The organism is Salmonella sp. SAL04196 (assembly GCF_046550835.1).
In the GTDB taxonomy this organism is placed as follows: Bacteria; Pseudomonadota; Gammaproteobacteria; order Enterobacterales; family Enterobacteriaceae; genus Salmonella; species Salmonella enterica.
In genome coordinates this window covers 281,127-297,068 of sequence record NZ_JBGDXE010000002.1, presented here as the reverse complement: position 1 = coordinate 297,068, position 15,942 = coordinate 281,127, and the positions used below count along the sequence as shown (strand labels likewise).

Below are 15,942 nucleotides of genomic sequence, written 5' to 3'. Positions count from 1 at the left end.
TAAAAGCCGTCCGAACCCCTCCGTGGACGGCTTCTCCCTGTCGTTATTTACCGCGTAAAATCACAGGTATTTCAGGGTGTAGGTGACAGAGGCGTTAACATCGCCAGGAGTTGCGGCATTTGTCAGGGCTATCAGGCGGGCAAAGAAGTTAAGTTCGTTATTCCCGGCTTGCAGTTGCTGAGCTTCGCCATCCGGCATCGGGGTATTGGGTGTAATCAGTGAGGTATTGTCACTTTTCAGAAGCTGCACACCAACATGCTGGGCACTGCCGGTGCTGACGTAAGCTTTACCTGAGGTATCAGCTGTGCCACTGAAAGAGACGGTTACTTTAGACATTTTCCCTGCGGAGCCAGCAGGATTTGAACCTGCATCATTCGGATCGAAAGCACAGTTCTGCAGATGAATGGTGAACGGTTTTGAGTCCGTGGTTGCGTCGGCGGTATTCAGTTTACGGTAAGAAATCTGTCCAAACGGAACGGTGATCGCATCGTCGCCCGGTGCGATATCACAGGGGGAGTTGGTGATGGTGCCAGTAAAGGTAATTTTACCTGAGCCGAACGGGCCTGCTGTTGGTGGATCGACTGCATATACAGAAGCGCCATACATCATACCGGCAGCCGCCATGGCAAGTATTATTTTATTACGCATAGATAATATGTCCTTTGGGTGAATGAGAATTATTTTGCAAAGGCTGAAAACAAATCTGAGGGTATTAATGAAAGCGTTCAGAAAAGATTCGTATGAATAATAAACGCCTGGTGTTAAACGAAGCACCTGAACTTTCCATCGAAAAATATTGATTTCAGCTAATGCCTAATCAATTGTAAGAAAACTCTTATTCAAATTAAAACAATAAAAATAGATCGATACGATCGATGATTATGATCGTAATTTAAGAATAATCATCAAAGAAATACTTTTTAATGTAATTATAAGCGGATGAATACCTAACAGACAGATATTCGCAGCGGACATGAAATATTTTGTAATATGTTATCGGGAATGTATGTTTTGCTTTTCCATCACACTGGATATTTACAAAACATAATACTAACCATATATAACAATGAAACTACTGGTAGCATAAAAAACTAGATATAACGCAAGTAAAAGGCATTTAATTCCAAAACATTAACTTAATAAATCATTATGAACCATCATAAGCGGAAGGGATAAAAAATAATAAATGAAATGATATTCTTCTGTATTTGTGATGAGCATCACAATAGATATGAATGCAGGTACCCTGACATTACTGAACTTCACGGATGAAATTTAAAAACAATGCCGACAGCACAGAACAAACTGGTAATAGCTGTCAGACATAATGCTGCCTGCTGTAATATATACAGCAGGCTGGGGGATATTAATGCGCGGAATCGTGCTGCACGGGGGCCGTGGGTAATTCCTGAACTGACTGAGAATCCACAATTATGCCATCCTGAGCTGATTTTAGTATCAGACCTGCCTGATAGTATTTTCCTTCGTTCATCAAGGAAAGCGCTGTGGTCACATCCTTACGGGTTTGCTGAAGAGGAATGAGTTCCTGATTTTCAATCATACTGACGCCTGCTAGTTTCAGGGCCTCTATAGTCCCTTTTTTATCTCCTTCTTTCATTTTCTGGTTTGCTTTATTAATAGCATCATTTTTCTGCCCCGCAGGGAGATAATCTTCGGCTACCGTAATCGATGAATTTATCCGAATATAGCGGTCTCCTTCAACTGGGGCTTTTTTATCTGATTTGACATACAGATTCCAGTCAGTGCTGTCATCGTTCAGGAGTTTTTCTGCTTGCGCAGCCAGTTGTTCCGCCTTTTGGGTTCGACCATTAAACAACTCGAATCGCGACATTCCGATATCACGCATGGCCTGCCAGGCCTGTCCGGATATCTTGTCATTATTCAGAGTAACATTATCAGTCATGTTTGTTGCGGCCATAACATTTCCTGAAAACAGGATAACCATCAGCGCAACGCCTGGCATAATATGGCTTTTCATAATCCATCATCTCCACAAAGTAACATTTTTTATCGAATTATCCTATTCAGAACCGGTAACCCACGCCAAGATTAAAGCCGTTGCTATTAAGGCTTCCGCTGTTATGGGTAGCATCAAAATCCGCACCCTCATAACCCAGATTTATAGCGACATTACTGACCGGGGTATAAGCCACGCCTGCAGAATAACCATATCCGACCTTACTGTCAGACTCATTTATTCCGTGATCACGCTGATGCAATAATACGGGGCCCACTTGACTATACAGGCTTAACTGGTTATTTATTTTCCATGAAGGGCCTGCAAGCAGGGAGTAATAACGGGTTGTTACACGACCATTACTGCTTTCATCGGAATAGCGCTGGCTTCCATTTAGCCAGGCAAATGAGGTTGTCAGCCCCCAGTCCGGTGACATTTCATAGTTGTTTGCCAGCCGAACCCCACGCAACGTCCCGGCGTGATTAGTATGGGACTGGGCGTATCCAAGTGAAAATGTACTGGCATTATCGTCTGCCCATACCGGACTGGCTGCAGCAGACAGCAGAACAATACCGGCACTTCCGGCTAATAGCATTTTGTTCATCTTCTTCTCTCCGGTTATTTTTACCTGATGCCTTACTGGCATGTATTAAGTTAAAATCTTTCCGTGATAACAAACTATAAATAAATCTTTTAAATTATGAGCGCTGTTACGCCAGCAAATATCTTTGTCTGCGGCTGTCGGGAGGCTATTCACGAAAATATATCCAGGCCAGAAACAGCATTTAATAATAAATAAACTGAAAAATAAAAACTGACAAAAATAGAAGTTCACTGATATATACCCAAAATAATTTGAGTTGCTTAAAGGCGGCAAGGGAGTGAGTCCCCAGGAGCATAGATAACTCTGTGACTGGGGTGAGCGACAAATCTGCCGGGAGCAGATTTGAACGTCGCGTGCGACGGCCCGTCAGGGCGAGGCCCATGATGGGCCGAGTAATCCGTAGTCAACACATAAGCCACTTGAAGTATGAAGGGTATATAACGGGAAAGAAGTCATATCGGCCTGGTAAACCAACGTCTGTGACTTAGTTGCAGGAAACGGCTATGGAGAGGGGATGCGGCAGTTATCGGGCAGTAACGGCATTGTTCAGTGAGTATCCAGGAAACAAAAAAAGAAGGGAGCGGTACTCCCTTCGTAAACATGTCAGAATACGACATTTTGGTACTCTTTTATTTATTATCTGGCCGTAAAAGTTATGCTGTTGGCAGGTATCTCCAGTCAACATAAAAAAATACCACCAGCTAAAAATGTGATGCAAACCACCATTAAGCAGGTAACCAAACTGACTGTGCCACTAAATCCGGAAAAGAGTTTGAATCCGGGGATAACATCTGATGCAGAAATTAGCACCAGTCTTCGATTCGGATACCCGGAATGCGTTCAAACTCGCGGAGATTGTTTGTGACGACGACCAGTCCGCGGCTACGGGCATGGCCAGCAATCATCTGGTCATAAGGCCCGACAGGTGTTCCCTTGCGGGCCAGTTCGGCACGGATTTGACCGGTATGTATCGCCAGCCTGAAGGGGCATGTTGGCTTTGACGATCAGGCAAAAAACAACTGCGAATAAAGTCGTATGATGATCTTCACATTTATCATCATCAGCGTTCATATTACTCAACCTGTAATCAACCTCTGGCGTTTTTCTGTATCCATCACAACCATTTCCGGTAAAGGTAAAAAAGGGATTTGAACCTTTCCGGAGATGATAATGAAGGTAAATACATGGACAATTTTGCTTATGTCGGCGCATCTGACGGCCTGTACCGTCCCTGGCACAGAAAAATATCAGACCAGCATGGACAGCGTTACGGCAGAAAAAGTAAGCCGGATTATCCAGTCGGATGTCATTCCTTATAAAGGCGAAAACCATGGAGAAGTTATCAGCCGCGTATCGTCTGCTTTTCTCGGAACACCTTATCAGGCAAATACGCTCATCGGTGGGCCCGGCACACCCGAAGTCCTTGTAGCGAATTTCAACGGCGTGGACTGCTTTACCCTGGCTGATTACGTTGAGGCCCTGGCCCGCAGCGATAATCAGAAATCGTTTCTGCATAATCTTGCCAGGACTCGCTACGCCGCAGGCAAAGTTGCTTATCTCAGCCGCCGGCACTTCTTCTCTGACTGGTTCGCCGCAGTACCGCGTAATGCACGGGATGTAACGCCGTATATCAGCCCTGATTATATCGTTGTTGACAAGCAGCTTAACCATAAACCTGATGGCGGCGAGTACATTCCTGGTCTGGGCATCCATCCTCGTAAAATAAATTATATTCCCGGAAGAGCCATCAACCAGCAGGTCATGAACCACCTAAAAAATGGGGACTATATCGGTGTCTACTCCCCGCTTGACGGGCTGGACGTTTCACATGTGGGTATCGTAGTTCGCCATGATGAACAGGTGTGGTTTCGGAACGCCTCCTCATTGGCCGCAAACAGAAAAGTGGTGGACACACCGTTTATGGAATACATGCATTCCAGACCAGGCATCGTTGTGCTGCGGGCTGAATGATAAAGTCATTACCAGAGTCGCCAGAGCCGTCCGACATAGGCATTGAAACCCTGTTCACTGTGGGGCCGACAGGAAAAATTGCTGTAAATTCGTGGGGTTAGTAAATATTAGAAGATATTTGTCTGGAGCGGGCGAAGGGAATCGAACCCTCGTATAGAGCTTGGGAAGCTCTCGTTCTACCATTGAACTACGCCCGCTTTGAGATGCGTAAGGCATTATAAACCTTACGTTCTGGTTGGCAAGAGACTTACTGGCTGACTGGCGATTAATTCACCGTCAGCACTTCGGTTTACTCCCCTGCGGCGGCAGATAACGCAGCGGATCGATGGCCGTCGCCCGGTAGCGAATCTGGAAGTGTAGTCTTACGGATGCGGCATCCGTGCTGCCCATCGTAGCGATTTTTTGCCCCGCTTTAACGCTTTGCCCATTATTAACCAGCATGGTGTCATTATGAGCGTAAGCCGTAATGTAATCTTCATTGTGCTTAATCATGATGAGATTGCCGTAACCGCGCAGCTGGTTCCCGACATAGACAACTTTACCCGCTCCCGCCGCATAAACAGGCGTTCCGCGCGCGCCCGCAATATCGATGCCCTTATTTCCGCCCTCTGCGGTGGAATAAGGTAAAATCACTTTACCGTTGGCAGGCCATACCCAACAGCGCTGCCCCACCGGCGGCCAGGAGGATTTTGGCACCGAAGATGACGGTCTGACCGCGGCAGTTTTTGTTGCTGTTTTATTGCTGGTTTTGCGTATTGAACTGCTACTCTTTGCACTGCCGCGCACTTTAATTCGCTGCCCCACCTCAATAGTATAAGGCGGAGAAATGCCATTCAGTCGGGCCAGTTCTTTCACGCTGGTTCCCGTGGCGCGCGATATACGATACAACGTATCGCCGCGCTTAACGGTATAGACGGAGCCGGAATACGTTCCTGAGCCGGAATTACTGGAACACCCCGCCAGCAGCAGCCCTGTGCATAACAGCACCGCAATACCCAGGCTATTTTTGTTCAGGCGTCCTGCGCTCAAAACCATTCCTCACTCTATTGACAGACGCCTTATGATAGCAGCCAAATGCCGTATGCCCAATCCATTGACGCCGGAAAGGGTCCGCGCGGATGATGATGCCGCGAATATCCGATATGCCAGCATAATATCGACTCACGGCGCAATGGCGCTCGTCTGCGTTCTGTCAGGGCCTGTTTTGGTAATGCCTTTCTTTCTGTTATGCGCTACGCTGATCGTCTGAGTATATGGCCTGGCCATGCTGCCGGGTCATTTTAATTTTCAGGAGCTTTCATGACTGAGGAACATGTCGTTTTATTGGATGAGCAGGATAAGCCCTCCGGCACACTGGAAAAGTATGCGGCTCATACGCTTAATACGCCTTTGCATCTGGCTTTCTCCTGCTGGCTATTTAACGAAGATGGTCAGTTGCTGGTAACACGACGGTCGCTGAGCAAAAAAGCCTGGCCAGGCGTGTGGACGAATTCGGTTTGCGGTCATCCGCAACAAGGCGAAACCACCGAAGAGGCGATCATCCGCCGTTGTCGGTTCGAACTCGGCGTGGAAATTACCGATCTCACCCCCGTCTATCCGCACTTCAGCTATCGGGCGACAGATCCAAACGGTATTGTGGAAAATGAAGTCTGTCCGGTATTTGCCGCGCGGGCAACCAGTGTGTTGCAGGTTAACAGCGAAGAGGTGATGGACTATCAGTGGAGCGAATTTAAAAGCGTATGGAAAAGCCTTCTCGCTACGCCGTGGGCATTTAGCCCGTGGATGGTCATGCAAGCGTCAGACGAACAAGCGCGTGAACGACTGCTCAATTACTGCCAGCGTTAAAGATTGCCTGATGGCGCTACGTCTGAACGAAGAGATGCCGGATGGCGGCTAATGCCCCATCCGGCAATTTACATCTTATTTCACCGGACGCATCGCCGGGAACAGAATAACGTCGCGAATCGTGTGGCTGTTAGTAAACAGCATCACCATACGGTCGATGCCAATTCCTAGACCCGCTGTCGGCGGTAAACCGTGTTCCAGCGCCGTCACGTAGTCTTCGTCGTAGAACATGGCTTCGTCATCGCCCGCCGCTTTTGCATTAACCTGATCCAGGAAACGCTGCGCCTGGTCTTCCGCATCGTTCAACTCGCTAAAGCCATTACCGATTTCACGACCGCCGATAAAGAACTCGAAGCGGTCAGTGATTTCCGGGTTCACATCATTACGACGCGCCAGCGGAGACACTTCAGCCGGATATTCAGTGATGAAGGTCGGCTGAATCAGATGCGCTTCAGCGACTTCGTCAAAGATCTCAGTGACGATACGGCCCAGCCCCCAGCTCTTCTCGACGTGAATGCCGATGCTTTCAGCAATCGCCTTCGCGGAGTCGAAGTTGTCCAGATCAGCCATATCCGTTTCCGGACGATATTTCTTGATCGCTTCACGCATGGTCAGTTTTTCGAACGGCTTACCGAAGTCAAACACTTCATCACCGTACGGAACCTGGGTGGTGCCCAGAACATCCTGCGCCAGCGTCCGGAACAGAGACTCCGTCAGTTCGATCAGGTCTTTGTAGTCCGCATACGCCATATAGAGTTCCATCATGGTGAACTCAGGATTATGGCGCACGGAGATGCCTTCGTTACGGAAGTTACGGTTAATTTCGAATACGCGTTCGAAGCCGCCAACCACCAGACGCTTGAGGTACAGTTCCGGCGCGATACGCAGGTACATGTCCAGATCCAGCGCGTTGTGATGGGTGATAAACGGACGGGCAGACGCGCCGCCTGGGATCACCTGCATCATCGGCGTTTCGACTTCCATAAAGCCGCGAGCAACCATAAACTGGCGAATACCGGCCAGGATCTTCGAACGGGTTTTGAAGGTGTTACGGGATTCATCGTTAGAGATGAGATCCAGATAACGCTGGCGATAGCGCGCTTCCTGGTCCTGCAGGCCGTGGAATTTATCCGGCAACGGACGCAGCGCTTTCGTCAGCAGGCGCAGTTCGGTGCAGTGGATAGACAGCTCGCCGGTTTTGGTTTTGAACAGCTTACCTTTCGCGCCGAGGATATCGCCAAGATCCCACTTCTTGAACTGCTCGTTGTAAACGCCTTCCGGCAGATCATCGCGCGCCACATACAGCTGAATGCGGCCGCCTACGTCTTGCAGGGTAACAAAAGAGGCTTTACCCATAATACGGCGAGTCATCATACGGCCCGCGACGGACACTTCAATATTCAGCGCTTCCAGTTCTTCAGCTTCTTTCGCGTCAAACTCTGCGTGCAGTTGGTCTGAGGTACGGTCACGACGGAAATCGTTCGGGAACGGGATACCCTGCTCACGCAGTGCAGCCAGCTTCTCGCGACGTGCCTTCATTTCATTGTTAAGATCGACTACCTCGTCAGCGCCCTGTGCGTTTTGTTCAGACATGTTGATTCCTCATAGCCCTGCTTTCAAACTTGCTTCGATAAATTGATCCAGACTACCGTCCAGTACCGCCTGTGTATTGCGGGTTTCCACCCCAGTACGCAGGTCTTTAATGCGGGAATCGTCCAGGACATAGGAACGAATCTGGCTTCCCCAGCCGATATCGGACTTAGTGTCTTCCATCGCCTGTTTTTCAGCGTTCTTTTTCTGCATCTCCAGTTCATAAAGCTTCGCTTTCATCTGCTTCATGGCCTGGTCTTTGTTTTTGTGCTGCGAACGGTCGTTCTGGCACTGCGTCACAATCCCGGTGGGAATATGGGTGATACGCACTGCGGATTCAGTACGGTTAACGTGCTGACCGCCTGCGCCAGACGCGCGATAGACGTCGATACGCAGATCCGCCGGGTTAATGTCGATATCGATATCGTCGTCCACTTCCGGGTACACAAACGCGGAGCTAAACGAGGTATGACGGCGACCGCCGGAGTCAAACGGGCTTTTACGCACCAGACGATGTACGCCGGTTTCAGTGCGCAGCCAGCCATAGGCATATTCGCCGGAGATTTTGATAGTCGCGGACTTAATGCCGGCGACTTCCCCTTCCGACTCTTCAATGACTTCCGTCTTGAAGCCGCGCGCTTCCGCCCAACGCAGATACATACGCAGCAACATGCTGGCCCAGTCCTGCGCTTCAGTACCACCAGAACCGGCCTGAATATCGAGATAGCAATCGGCGCTATCGTACTCGCCGGAGAACATCCGGCGGAATTCCAACTGCGCCAGTTTCTCTTCCAGCGTATTCAGCTCCGCGACGGCTTCGTTAAACGTCTCTTCGTCGTCAGCTTCTACCGCCAGTTCCAGCAGCCCGGAAACGTCGTCCAGCCCCTGAGTCATTTGATCAAGCGTATCGACGATCGCTTCGAGCGATGAACGCTCTTTTCCCAGCGCCTGCGCGCGCTCAGGTTCGTTCCAGACATCCGGCTGTTCCAGCTCGGCGTTTACTTCTTCCAGACGCTCTTTCTTAGCATCGTAGTCAAAGATACCCCCTAAGAACGTTGGTGCGTTCCGTGAGGTCCTGAATGCGGTTATTCACCGGGTTAATTTCAAACATGGTCTGATTTCTTTTATTTGACTTGTCAAAATGCGGTTATAAGGGCGAAATATTAGCGGATTTCGCCCCTTAATTACAGCGAAAGTGTTGTTAAATCGCCCCGATCATAGCGGCCAAATATCATCGATAATAATCTGTAAACTACGGTTGCCGCGAAACTCGTTAATGTCCAGTTTATAAGCCAGTTCTACCTCCCGCACGCCGTTATCCGGCCAACAGGTCGTATCAATATTAAATGCGATGCCATCCAACAGCGGGCCGCCGCCGACGGGCTCCACCATCACCTTGAGGTGGCGCTCGCCCACCAGACGCTGTTGTAGCAGACGGAAACGACCATCGAATAACGGTTCCGGGAACATTTGCCCCCACGGTCCGGCATCCCGCAACAGTTGCGCCACTTCCATAGACATCTCCGCCGCGCTTAATGGACCATCGGAGATCACTTCGCCTTGCAACAGGGCAGGATCGAGCCATTCCGTTACCAGCTCGCCAAAACGTTGCTGAAACTGCTCGAATTTATGCTCTTCCAGCGACAATCCCGCCGCCATCGCATGACCGCCGAACTTGATCATCAGATCAGGGTAAAGCGTATCCAGCCTTTCCAGCGCATCGCGCATATGCAACCCCTGAATCGAACGGCCTGAGCCTTTTAGCGTGCCGTCGCCCGCAGGCGCAAAGGCGATCACCGGGCGGTGAAAACGCTCTTTAATGCGCGACGCCAGAATTCCGACCACGCCCTGATGCCATTCAGGATGATACATCGCCAGACCGCCCGGAAGCGTTTCACTACTGCGCTCAAGCTTTTCGCACAGGATAAGCGCTTCCGCCTGCATCCCCTGCTCTATTTCTTTGCGCGTCTGGTTAAGCGCATCCAGCTCGCTGGCCAGAACACGCGCTTCGCCGAGGTTGTCGCACAACAGTAACGCCACGCCAACGGACATATCATCCAGCCTGCCGGCGGCATTCAGGCGAGGCCCCAACGCGAAGCCTAAATCACTGGCGGCAAGCTGCTGCGGATCGCGATTCGATATCTCCAGCAACGCTTTAATTCCCGGACGGCATTTCCCGGCACGAATACGACTTAGCCCTTGCCAGGTCAGAATACGGTTGTTAGCGTCCAGCGGCACAACGTCTGCTACCGTTCCCAACGCCACTAAATCCAGCAGCTCCGCCAGATTCGGCGGCGCGATGTTGCGCTCGTCGAACCATCCTTTGTCGCGCAAAAATGTTCGCAACGCCAGCATCAGGTAAAACGCCACGCCGACGCCCGCCAGCGACTTAGACGGGAATTCGCAGTCGCGCAGATTAGGATTAATAATCGCTTCGGCATCCGGCAACGTGTCGCCTGGCAGGTGGTGATCGGTCACGATCACCGGAATCCCCAACGTCTTTGCATGCGCTACGCCGGCGTGGGATGAAATGCCGTTGTCTACGGTGACGATAAGCTGCGCGCCGCGCGCCTTCGCCTGATCGACCACTTCCGGGCTTAAACCGTAGCCATCTTCAAAGCGATTAGGCACCAGATAACTGATGTTGTCACATCCCAACGCACGCATTCCCAATACGCTTAGCGCAGTACTGGTCGCGCCGTCGGCGTCAAAATCGCCAACAACAATAATGCGGGTACCTTCGCGAAAGGCGTTGTAGAGGATCTCCACCGCGTTATCTATGCCGCTAAGCTGTTGCCAGGGCAGCATTCCTTTCACGCTGCGCTCCAGTTCGCGGGCGCTACGAACGCCCCGGCTGGCATATAAACGTCGTAGTAATGGAGGAAGATCGGCGGGGAGTTCCGCCGTCTCATCAGCCTCACGCCGACGAAGTTGTCTCTGTTGTTTCACGCGTATTATTTACCACTGGTCTGTTTTTGATGCTCATCAAGAAACGCTTTCATCTCTTTCGGTCCCTGATAGCCAGGCACCACATAGCCGTTACTCAATACAATGGCTGGCGTACCGCTAACGCCCAACTGCACGCCCAATGCATAATGATCAGCAATGTTCACATCACAGCTTGCCGGTTTCACGCCCTTACCTGCCATGGCGTCATCAAACGCTTTGTTTTTGTCTTTGGCGCACCAGATAGATTTCATATCCTGCTCCGCCTGGCTTTCCAGCCCCTGGCGCGGGAAGGCCAGATAACGTACCGTGATCCCCAGCGCGTTATAATCTTTCATCTCTTCATGTAGCTTATGACAATAGCCGCAGGTGATATCGGTAAAAACAGTAATGACATGTTTCTCATCCGGCGCTTTATAGACGATCATCTCTTTTTCCAGCGCATTTAGCTGGCTCATCAGCAGTTTGTTCGTCACGTTTACCGGATGCGCGCCGCTCACGTCATACATCGGCCCTTGAATAATATGTTTGCCGTCATCAGTGACGTACAGTACGCCGCTGTGAGTGAGGACGGTTTTCATCCCAGCCACTGGCGAGGCCTGAATTTCCGTACTCTGAACGCCCAACTTAGCCAGCGACTGACGGATAGCCGCATCATCCGCATGGGCCACGCCTGAAAACGCCGCCGCCAGTAAAGTGAACATCATAAAACGCTTTTTCATAAACTATCCTTTCCTGTCAGCACTCATGCCCGCGGATGGTGCTGTTGATGAAGTTGACGCAAACGCTCCGTTGCGACATGCGTATAAATTTGTGTCGTCGAAAGATCGCTATGCCCAAGTAGCATTTGTACAACGCGCAAGTCGGCACCGTGATTCAGCAAATGCGTGGCGAAAGCGTGACGTAAAACATGCGGCGACAGTTTTTCGCTATCGATTCCAGCCAGTACCGCATAATGTTTAATACGGTGCCAGAAGGTCTGCCGCGTCATCTGTTGCGCACGCTGGCTGGGGAATAATACGTCAATCGATACGCCATTGAGTAACCAGGGACGCCCATGCTCCAGATACGTTTCCAGCCAATATACCGCCTCTTCGCCTAACGGCACCAACCGCTCTTTATTGCCTTTACCGATAACCCGCACCACGCCCTGCCGCAGACTGATATCGCTCATTGTCAGCCCCACCAGTTCCGACACGCGCAAACCGGTGGCATACAGCACTTCCAACATAGCTTTATCGCGCAACTCCAAAGGTTGATCAATAAGCGGCGCCTGCAAGAGCCGTTCAACCTGTGCCTCGCTAAGGTCTTTCGGTAAACGCTGCGGAAGCTTAGGCGAGGCCAACTGCGCGCTCGGATCATCCTCACGATACTTTTCACGGTACAGATGCTGGAAAAATCGCCGCATAGCGCTTAACAGGCGTGCGGAGCTGGTCGCTTTGTATCCGCCCTCCACCCGTTCAGCCAGCAGCGTTTGTAAATCATCAGCCTGCGCCGTCGCAAGCGTTTTCCCGCGATGATGCAACCACGCAACGACCATCGATAAATCGCGACGATACGCGCTTAATGTATTTTCCGCCAGATTTCGTTCCAGCCACAGGGCATCCAGAAACTGCTCAATACGCGCTAAATCCTGTTCCATTCGCGCTCCCTACTTCACGCTTACTTTTGGTGCATTATGCCTCATTGTGCCGTGAATGCAGCGATTCTGTTACACTACCCGCAACGCTATAGCAGAATCGAGATGTAACGTAATGAACATGGGTCTTTTTTACGGTTCCAGCACGTGCTACACCGAGATGGCCGCAGAGAAAATTCGCGATATCCTCGGCCCGGAGCTGGTGACATTACATAACCTCAAGGATGACGCCCCCGCCTTAATGGAGCAGTACGACGTGCTCATTTTAGGCATCCCCACCTGGGATTTTGGCGAAATTCAGGAGGACTGGGAAGCCGTCTGGGAGCAACTGGACGATCTCAATCTGGAAGGCAAAATCGTTGCGCTTTACGGTATGGGCGACCAGCTCGGCTACGGCGAGTGGTTCCTGGATGCGCTGGGTATGTTGCATGACAAACTTGCCCTCAAAGGCGTTAAATTTGTCGGCTACTGGCCCACAGAAGGCTACGAATTTACCAGCAATAAACCGGTCATTGCGGATGGGCAACTGTTTGTCGGCCTGGCGTTGGATGAAACGAACCAGTACGATCTCAGCGATGAGCGTATACAGACCTGGTGTGAACAAATTCTCGGCGAAATGGCCGAACACTACGCCTGAAGCCTTACTCGCTGTATTTCCCTCTCGACGGAACCGCGTTTGCGCCGTTCCGTCAGTGTTGGCCCGATATCGGCTGCTGTAACAGTATCCGACGCAACTCACGCCATTCCGCTTCTTCCATGCTATCCGCCGCCAGCCATAAATGCTGATGACGTCCAGACTCTGCGCGTAAACGCAACACCATCCCGCTCTTCAGTAACCAGGGCGGACGCAAGAGCGTCCAGTCCTGCCCCTGCCAGCGTAAGCGCCCGTCCATGAGTAACTTGATCTCTCCCTGGCAGGTATTAATCCTGCGCTGGCTACGTACACAGTCAAACACGACCAGCGACAGTAGCATCATCCATAACGGGGTATAACTCAGCGGCCAGGGCATCAATAAAATCACCGCGGCAACCAGCCCATGAATGAGCAATGAGATCCACTGAGCGCGCCATGAGACGCGTAAATCAGATTGCCACAGGACCACGTTCCCGATTCCGTGTCTGAATGAGTCGGACCATCTGTTCCAGTTCAGCGTCAGCCGGTTTACCGTGATTCATCAACCAGTTAAATAAATCCGGGTCATCACTCTGCAACAAACGGACAAAAATACGCTTTTCTTCATCACTTAAACTATCGTACTCATGTTCAAAAAACGGCATGATAGAAATATCAAGTTCGCGCATACCGCGACGACATGCCCAGTGAATACGTGCTTTATTGTGAATATCCATGTTCTTCCTGCCTCGCGAAAATGAAGTACCGGGCTATTGTAACGTGTTTTTGGCGTTGTTTTACGGGAATCTCAGTAATCTGGAACGCGATCGCGAAATAAAAGGCTGGGAATCAATACGTTCATCCGTTTTGGATACCGCCTCGCAAAACGATCAATCCGCTCTCAATGGGCTATTTAAAGCACTTGCAATGACCGATGGCTCTTTTACCATTAACCATTATTGTTGCAGCTAACCAGGACATTATTTATGGCTTTTATCTCCTTTCCGCCACGTCATCCTTCATCGTCAGCCCGCCTGCCGCTGACGCTGATCGCGCTTGACGACTGGGCGCTGTCGTCCATTACCGGCGTAGACAGTGAAAAGTATATTCAGGGCCAGGTCACCGCTGACGTAAGCCAGATGACTGAACAGCAACACCTTCTCGCCGCCCACTGCGATGCTAAAGGTAAGATGTGGAGCACTCTGCGCCTGTTCCGTGAGCGCGACGGTTTCGCCTGGATTGAACGCCGTAGCGTGCGTGAAGCGCAATTAACGGAGCTGAAAAAGTACGCCGTATTTTCCAAAGTGGTCATCGCGCCGGATGACGAACGCGTATTGCTTGGCGTGGCAGGTTTTCAGGCCCGCGCGGCGCTGGCTAATGTCTTTAGCGAACTGCCCAATAGTGAAAATCAGGTGGTCAGAGACGGCGCCTCCACGCTGCTATGGTTTGAACATCCTGCGGAACGATTCCTGCTTGTCACTGATGTCGCGACGGCCAACATGTTAACGGAGAAGTTGCATGGCGAAGCCGAACTGAATAACAGTCAACAGTGGCTGGCGTTGGATATTGAAGCAGGCATTCCGGTGATTGACGCGGCGAACAGCGGTCAGTTTATCCCCCAGGCGACTAACCTACAGGCGCTGGGCGGCATCAGCTTCAAGAAAGGCTGCTACACCGGACAGGAGATGGTCGCACGGGCAAAATTCCGCGGCGCCAATAAACGCGCGCTTTGGTTGCTGGCGGGCAAAGCCAGCCGGGTACCGGAAGCAGGAGAAGATCTGGAGCTACAGATGGGCGAGAACTGGCGTCGTACCGGCGCTATTCTGGCGGCGGCACAGTTGGACGATGGTCAGTTACTGGTTCAGGCCGTCATGAATAACGATTTAGAAGCCGAAAGCGTCTTCCGCGTTCGCGACGATGCCAACACCCTGCATATCGTCCCGCTGCCCTACTCGCTGGAAGAGTGATATCACGTTAAAAGCCGGATAGCCTGATAGCGCAACGCCATCAGGCTCGCACGTGCTATTCTCGTAGGCCGGATAAGGTGCGACAGCGCCGCCATCCGGCACGGGCATCCGGGAATTACGCCTGTCCCACATACAAATAGATGGCCAGGAAGTGGCACACGCTACCACCCAGCACAAAGCCATGCCAGATGGCGTGGTTATAAGGTATGCGTTTGCAAACATAGAAAATTACGCCCAGCGAGTAAACGACGCCACCTACCGCCAGCAGCGTCACGCCGCCTATCGCCAGCTTAATCGCCAACTGATAAACCACTATCAGCGACAGCCAGCCCATTGCCAGATACGTAACCAGTGAAAGCACTTTAAATCGGTGCGCAATCGTCAACTTGAAGAGGATACCGAATAGCGCCAGGCTCCAGATCACAATCATTAGTCCGCGCGCCAGCGGCGAATCCAGACCTACCAGCAGAAATGGCGTATAGGTTCCGGCAATGAGCAGATAGATAGCGCAGTGATCAAATTTCTTTAACCAGATTTTTGCCCGCTGATGAGGAATGGCATGATAAAGCGTTGAAGCAAGAAAAAGCAGGATCATGCTCCCGCCATATAAACTGTAGCTGGCGATAGCCGTCATACCCGCATTCGCCTCTACCGCCTGAACCAACAACAGCACCAGGCCGACAATACCAAATACCAATCCAATGCCGTGGCTAATACTGTTGGCGATTTCCTCAGCCAGCGAATATCCCTGCGTCATTAATGGTTTTTGCACCATAACTTACTCCGGAG

Annotated in this window: 16 protein-coding genes, 1 tRNA gene and 1 pseudogene; 4 read left to right on the top strand and 14 right to left on the bottom strand. The window is 50.9% G+C overall.

The annotated features are described in order from the left end of the window. Positions 1-60 precede the first annotated feature (60 nt). From ACLJPE_RS10980 to vapC, 4 genes and pseudogenes are all read right to left on the bottom strand, one after another. The gene (locus ACLJPE_RS10980; protein ID WP_001244645.1) at positions 61-648 is read right to left on the bottom strand and encodes a fimbrial protein; all 588 of its coding nucleotides are present in this window, start codon (positions 646-648) and stop codon (positions 61-63) included. Between the two features lie 718 nt (positions 649-1,366). After that, positions 1,367-1,999 carry a YfdX family protein gene (locus ACLJPE_RS10975; RefSeq protein WP_000835269.1) on the bottom strand — a complete coding sequence of 211 codons (633 nt, stop codon included), beginning with the start codon at positions 1,997-1,999 and terminating at the stop codon, positions 1,367-1,369. A gap of 46 nt (positions 2,000-2,045) precedes the next feature. Beyond that, positions 2,046-2,582 (bottom strand): STM3031 family outer membrane protein, encoded by a 537-nt coding sequence (locus tag ACLJPE_RS10970; protein ID WP_001038499.1) that lies wholly within the window; start codon positions 2,580-2,582, stop codon positions 2,046-2,048. An 803-nt stretch (positions 2,583-3,385) separates the two neighbouring features. After that, a pseudogene (gene vapC / locus ACLJPE_RS10965) lies at positions 3,386-3,556 on the bottom strand (tRNA(fMet)-specific endonuclease VapC); the annotation flags it as partial. Positions 3,557-3,746: 190 nt separating this feature from the next. On the opposite strand from vapC, the gene ACLJPE_RS10960 reads away from it, so the two are divergent. Beyond that, positions 3,747-4,553 (top strand): DUF1460 domain-containing protein, encoded by an 807-nt coding sequence (locus ACLJPE_RS10960; protein ID WP_001635492.1) that lies wholly within the window; start codon positions 3,747-3,749, stop codon positions 4,551-4,553. Between the two features lie 123 nt (positions 4,554-4,676). Here the strand turns inward: ACLJPE_RS10960 and ACLJPE_RS10955 are convergent. After that, positions 4,677-4,750: transfer RNA gene (locus ACLJPE_RS10955), tRNA-Gly, on the bottom strand. A 79-nt stretch (positions 4,751-4,829) separates the two neighbouring features. Continuing rightward, positions 4,830-5,588: an amidase activator ActS gene (gene actS / locus ACLJPE_RS10950; RefSeq protein WP_077917708.1), complete on the bottom strand. Its 759-nt coding sequence runs from the start codon at positions 5,586-5,588 to the stop codon at positions 4,830-4,832. 264 nt (positions 5,589-5,852) lie between these two features. On the opposite strand from actS, the gene idi reads away from it, so the two are divergent. Beyond that, on the top strand, positions 5,853-6,398 hold the full coding sequence (gene idi, locus ACLJPE_RS10945; RefSeq protein WP_000133994.1) for an isopentenyl-diphosphate Delta-isomerase: 546 nt from the start codon (positions 5,853-5,855) through the stop codon (positions 6,396-6,398). 75 nt (positions 6,399-6,473) lie between these two features. Here idi and lysS read toward each other — a convergent pair whose 3' ends face one another. From lysS to xerD, 5 genes are all read right to left on the bottom strand, one after another. After that, positions 6,474-7,991 carry a lysine--tRNA ligase gene (lysS, locus tag ACLJPE_RS10940; RefSeq protein ID WP_000003339.1) on the bottom strand — a complete coding sequence of 506 codons (1,518 nt, stop codon included), beginning with the start codon at positions 7,989-7,991 and terminating at the stop codon, positions 6,474-6,476. Positions 7,992-8,000: 9 nt separating this feature from the next. Next, a protein-coding gene (gene prfB / locus ACLJPE_RS10935) for a peptide chain release factor 2 (protein ID WP_010989230.1) occupies positions 8,001-9,099 on the bottom strand; the annotation gives its coding sequence in 2 pieces (ribosomal slippage) (positions 8,001-9,023 and positions 9,025-9,099; 1,098 coding nt in all). Between the two features lie 104 nt (positions 9,100-9,203). Next, positions 9,204-10,937: a single-stranded-DNA-specific exonuclease RecJ gene (recJ, locus tag ACLJPE_RS10930; RefSeq protein ID WP_000813394.1), complete on the bottom strand. Its 1,734-nt coding sequence runs from the start codon at positions 10,935-10,937 to the stop codon at positions 9,204-9,206. A 5-nt stretch (positions 10,938-10,942) separates the two neighbouring features. Next, complete coding sequence (dsbC, locus tag ACLJPE_RS10925; protein ID WP_000745614.1) at positions 10,943-11,656, bottom strand: bifunctional protein-disulfide isomerase/oxidoreductase DsbC; 714 nt, start codon at positions 11,654-11,656, stop codon at positions 10,943-10,945. 23 nt (positions 11,657-11,679) lie between these two features. Then, on the bottom strand, positions 11,680-12,576 hold the full coding sequence (gene xerD / locus ACLJPE_RS10920) for a site-specific tyrosine recombinase XerD (RefSeq protein WP_000434302.1): 897 nt from the start codon (positions 12,574-12,576) through the stop codon (positions 11,680-11,682). Positions 12,577-12,688: 112 nt separating this feature from the next. Here xerD and fldB point away from each other — a divergent pair, with 112 nt between their 5' ends. After that, the gene (gene fldB / locus ACLJPE_RS10915; protein ID WP_001055885.1) at positions 12,689-13,210 is read left to right on the top strand and encodes a flavodoxin FldB; all 522 of its coding nucleotides are present in this window, start codon (positions 12,689-12,691) and stop codon (positions 13,208-13,210) included. A gap of 52 nt (positions 13,211-13,262) precedes the next feature. On the opposite strand, the gene ACLJPE_RS10910 is transcribed toward fldB, so the two are convergent. Together ACLJPE_RS10910 and sdhE are read right to left on the bottom strand one after the other, a co-directional pair. Next, positions 13,263-13,676: a protein YgfX gene (locus tag ACLJPE_RS10910; RefSeq protein ID WP_001727955.1), complete on the bottom strand. Its 414-nt coding sequence runs from the start codon at positions 13,674-13,676 to the stop codon at positions 13,263-13,265. After that, entirely contained in the window at positions 13,657-13,923 is a 267-nt protein-coding gene (gene sdhE, locus ACLJPE_RS10905) for an FAD assembly factor SdhE (RefSeq protein WP_000351186.1), read from the bottom strand. The genes ACLJPE_RS10910 and sdhE overlap by 20 nt, the downstream gene beginning before the upstream one ends. 249 nt (positions 13,924-14,172) lie before the next feature. On the opposite strand from sdhE, the gene ygfZ reads away from it, so the two are divergent. Next, the gene (ygfZ, locus tag ACLJPE_RS10900; protein WP_000874169.1) at positions 14,173-15,153 is read left to right on the top strand and encodes a tRNA-modifying protein YgfZ; all 981 of its coding nucleotides are present in this window, start codon (positions 14,173-14,175) and stop codon (positions 15,151-15,153) included. 115 nt (positions 15,154-15,268) lie between these two features. On the opposite strand, the gene trhA is transcribed toward ygfZ, so the two are convergent. Beyond that, the gene (gene trhA / locus ACLJPE_RS10895) at positions 15,269-15,928 is read right to left on the bottom strand and encodes a PAQR family membrane homeostasis protein TrhA (protein WP_000250289.1); all 660 of its coding nucleotides are present in this window, start codon (positions 15,926-15,928) and stop codon (positions 15,269-15,271) included. Positions 15,929-15,942: the final 14 nt, after the last annotated feature.

What these genes read in the sequence shown, in the direction of transcription:
- xerD (WP_000434302.1), bottom strand. Translation starts at nt 12,576, where the DNA reads ATGGAACAGGATTTAGCGCGTATTGAGCAGTTTCTGGATGCCCTGTGG.
- ACLJPE_RS10980 (WP_001244645.1), bottom strand. Translation starts at nt 648, where the DNA reads ATGCGTAATAAAATAATACTTGCCATGGCGGCTGCCGGTATGATGTAT.
- sdhE (WP_000351186.1), bottom strand. Translation starts at nt 13,923, where the DNA reads ATGGATATTCACAATAAAGCACGTATTCACTGGGCATGTCGTCGCGGT.
- lysS (WP_000003339.1), bottom strand. Translation starts at nt 7,991, where the DNA reads ATGTCTGAACAAAACGCACAGGGCGCTGACGAGGTAGTCGATCTTAAC.
- fldB (WP_001055885.1), top strand. Translation starts at nt 12,689, where the DNA reads ATGAACATGGGTCTTTTTTACGGTTCCAGCACGTGCTACACCGAGATG.
- dsbC (WP_000745614.1), bottom strand. Translation starts at nt 11,656, where the DNA reads ATGAAAAAGCGTTTTATGATGTTCACTTTACTGGCGGCGGCGTTTTCA.
- ygfZ (WP_000874169.1), top strand. Translation starts at nt 14,173, where the DNA reads ATGGCTTTTATCTCCTTTCCGCCACGTCATCCTTCATCGTCAGCCCGC.
- idi (WP_000133994.1), top strand. Translation starts at nt 5,853, where the DNA reads ATGACTGAGGAACATGTCGTTTTATTGGATGAGCAGGATAAGCCCTCC.
- ACLJPE_RS10960 (WP_001635492.1), top strand. Translation starts at nt 3,747, where the DNA reads ATGATAATGAAGGTAAATACATGGACAATTTTGCTTATGTCGGCGCAT.
- ACLJPE_RS10975 (WP_000835269.1), bottom strand. Translation starts at nt 1,999, where the DNA reads ATGAAAAGCCATATTATGCCAGGCGTTGCGCTGATGGTTATCCTGTTT.
- actS (WP_077917708.1), bottom strand. Translation starts at nt 5,588, where the DNA reads ATGGTTTTGAGCGCAGGACGCCTGAACAAAAATAGCCTGGGTATTGCG.
- ACLJPE_RS10970 (WP_001038499.1), bottom strand. Translation starts at nt 2,582, where the DNA reads ATGAACAAAATGCTATTAGCCGGAAGTGCCGGTATTGTTCTGCTGTCT.
- trhA (WP_000250289.1), bottom strand. Translation starts at nt 15,928, where the DNA reads ATGGTGCAAAAACCATTAATGACGCAGGGATATTCGCTGGCTGAGGAA.